Genomic DNA, 2,281 nt, shown 5'->3' on the forward strand with positions numbered 1-2,281 from the left:
AATCTGGTCTCGAACTTGTCGCACTTGTTGGTTGAGCGTTCCTGCTGATTCAGGAATTTGCTCGAACTCGTTGAGTGCGTGGTTATACAGTTGCCTACAAGTATCTCGGTGATAGTCCAGCGCCTCTCGCTGGTCTTCTGTTGGGTGGAGTCGATACCTGTAGGTATAGTGCATTGTTACTGATTTCTCTCTTCAATCAGTTCATCGAGTTTCTCTTGGACGAACGAAGAGAGATTCAAGTGGTTCTCCTGAATCCACTCTTCTTGGTCTTCACGGATAGAGATTGTTTTGCGCTTTGCCACATCATACTTTACGTAACTTATGTATTTGAATATTGTGGTTCACGTTGGCCTGTGGGACTGCAACAGAAGAGTGTACGATAGATGATGATGATGGCGTGGACGAATCGCATAGCGATTCGTTCGCACACCAGAAATCGAAGATTTCTGGGGACGCTGTATCCCCACCCTACTCGCTCCCGTTGGTCGCTCCTTGAGGACGGGGGCTTAGCGCCTGCAAACTGCTAATCTGTATCCGTGGTCGTAGAGAACCTTCACAACTTCTTGTCCTGAGAAGTCAGAACTCACCATCTCTGGCTACTTCATGAACTCCGGGGGCTCTCGGTCGCCGTCCAGCTCATCAGGCTCGATGCCGAGTTCTCTTAGGACTTCTTCCTGTTCGTCCTCGGATATCTCCTCACCTATTTCACCCTTGTGGAGTGCGACGGCTTCATCGAGGTTTTCGAGAGCCTCCTCACGTGTCTCCCCCTGAGATGCGACGCCCTCGTCCTCGTCGACAGCCGTCCATAGTTCGGTTTCCTCGTCCTGGGTGAGTCTGATAGTGCGTCTCACCCGTGTTTCTGTACTCATTCTACCACGTCCCCGAACCCATCTCATCCGGATTCGTGTCAGTACGGGTTCGCTCTACCATCCAGACAAGTGAGTTACCAACCTTCTTACTAGTGACACGGCTCTGATCTTTGAGCTTACGTAATCGGTAGTCGGCTGACTGTCTTTTCACGCCGACTGACTCAGCCACTTCAGAGGTTCCCGCCGGTTGGTTTTCACAGACTGCTTCGAGGTATTCGTCATCGGAGTGTTTCTTCGATATCTCGCCTGTCTTTTCACGTCCGTGTATCTCGCCTCTTCCCATGTCTAATAAAATAAAAGACACCGCTCAACTTAACCCTTTGCTCCAGAACAAAGGAGTAAAAAGCCAGTCCGACTCTTAAGTCTACATATACCCGAGGTCGCGGAGACGCTCCATCAGGTCTTCCTTGTCCTGTGCACGTCCGGCTCTCTCGGTCGTCTCGTCGAGGTTCTGTAGCCAAGCGGGCTCGTCGGCGCTCTTCTCGGTCGACACCTCGCTTCCGAGCGAACGGAATCCCTTGAAGTACTTCGGGGAGACGGGGATGTCATCGTGTTCGACTCCGTCGGGAAGGTCGTCGTATCCCTGGGGGACGTAGCCGTCTTCGGGGTATCCGTCGACCCACTCGGGGACTAGGAAGTTCCAGGTCGTGTCCCAGACAGCCTCCTCGTCGAACTGGAGTATCGGCTGGATACGGTCGTGGGGCGGATACTTGTCGGAGTCGTGGCGCGGCGAGAAGAATGTCTCGTCGGCACGTGCCTCCTGTTCGTCCCACCGCACTCCCGAGATCACGCCGTCGACGTCGTTCTCTTCGAGTGCGTCGTTGAGCGCGACAGTCTTGAGAAGATGGTTTCCAACGTAGGTGTCGAGGAGGAACGGGAAGGTGTCTTCCTCATACTCTAACTTCTCGCGCACCTCTCTCTGGTTCTTCTCGTTGAGGTCGTCGACACGTACCTCGTCGCCGGGCTTCTCGGCGTTGTCGGCGACGTCGTCGTTCCGTGCGTATATAACGTCGAAGCCGAGTTGGTCGCTCCAGTCCTCGACGAATCCGAGTATAGAGTCGAAGTGCTGGAAATGGTCTATGAAGATAGCGGGAGGCATCTCGTACCCAAGTTCGTCGGCAACCTCCTTCACGACGTAGAGGGTGAGTGTCGAGTCCTTTCCGCCGGTCCACATCACAGCGGGGTTGTCGTACTCCTCGAGAGCCTTCTCACAGACGTCGATGCCCTTCTCGACCTTGTCGGCGAGCGAGGGGTAGTCCTCGGGACTCTCACCCTCGCCGTCTGAGTAGTCTACGCTAACGTACTCCGGAAATCCGTCTGGCATGACCTACTCTTAGTCGGGATACGGATAAGTGAGTTGTGGTCTCTACTCCTATCTTGATTCAGCGAGAGAATCCCGCCCTTCCCGTGAG

General features: G+C 54.1%; 4 protein-coding genes. All 4 read right to left on the reverse strand.

The window, feature by feature from the left end; translation table 11 throughout:
• Nucleotides 1–174: helix-turn-helix domain-containing protein (locus SV253_08680; GenBank protein MDY6776127.1), on the reverse strand; the 174-nt coding region annotated here is incomplete at its 3' end.
• 422 nt (nucleotides 175–596) lie between these two features.
• Nucleotides 597–869, reverse strand: a complete 273-nt coding sequence (locus tag SV253_08685; GenBank protein ID MDY6776128.1) for a type II toxin-antitoxin system HicB family antitoxin — start codon at nucleotides 867–869, stop codon at nucleotides 597–599.
• A 1-nt stretch (nucleotide 870) separates the two neighbouring features.
• Nucleotides 871–1,152 carry a hypothetical protein gene (locus SV253_08690; protein ID MDY6776129.1) on the reverse strand — a complete coding sequence of 94 codons (282 nt, stop codon included), beginning with the start codon at nucleotides 1,150–1,152 and terminating at the stop codon, nucleotides 871–873.
• An 81-nt stretch (nucleotides 1,153–1,233) separates the two neighbouring features.
• A complete protein-coding gene (locus SV253_08695; GenBank protein ID MDY6776130.1) occupies nucleotides 1,234–2,193 on the reverse strand; it encodes a phosphoadenosine phosphosulfate reductase family protein in 960 nt (319 codons plus the stop codon).
• Nucleotides 2,194–2,281 lie beyond the last annotated feature (88 nt).

Source organism: Candidatus Afararchaeum irisae, from assembly GCA_034190545.1.
GTDB lineage: Archaea > Halobacteriota > Halobacteria > Halobacteriales > Afararchaeaceae > Afararchaeum > Afararchaeum irisae.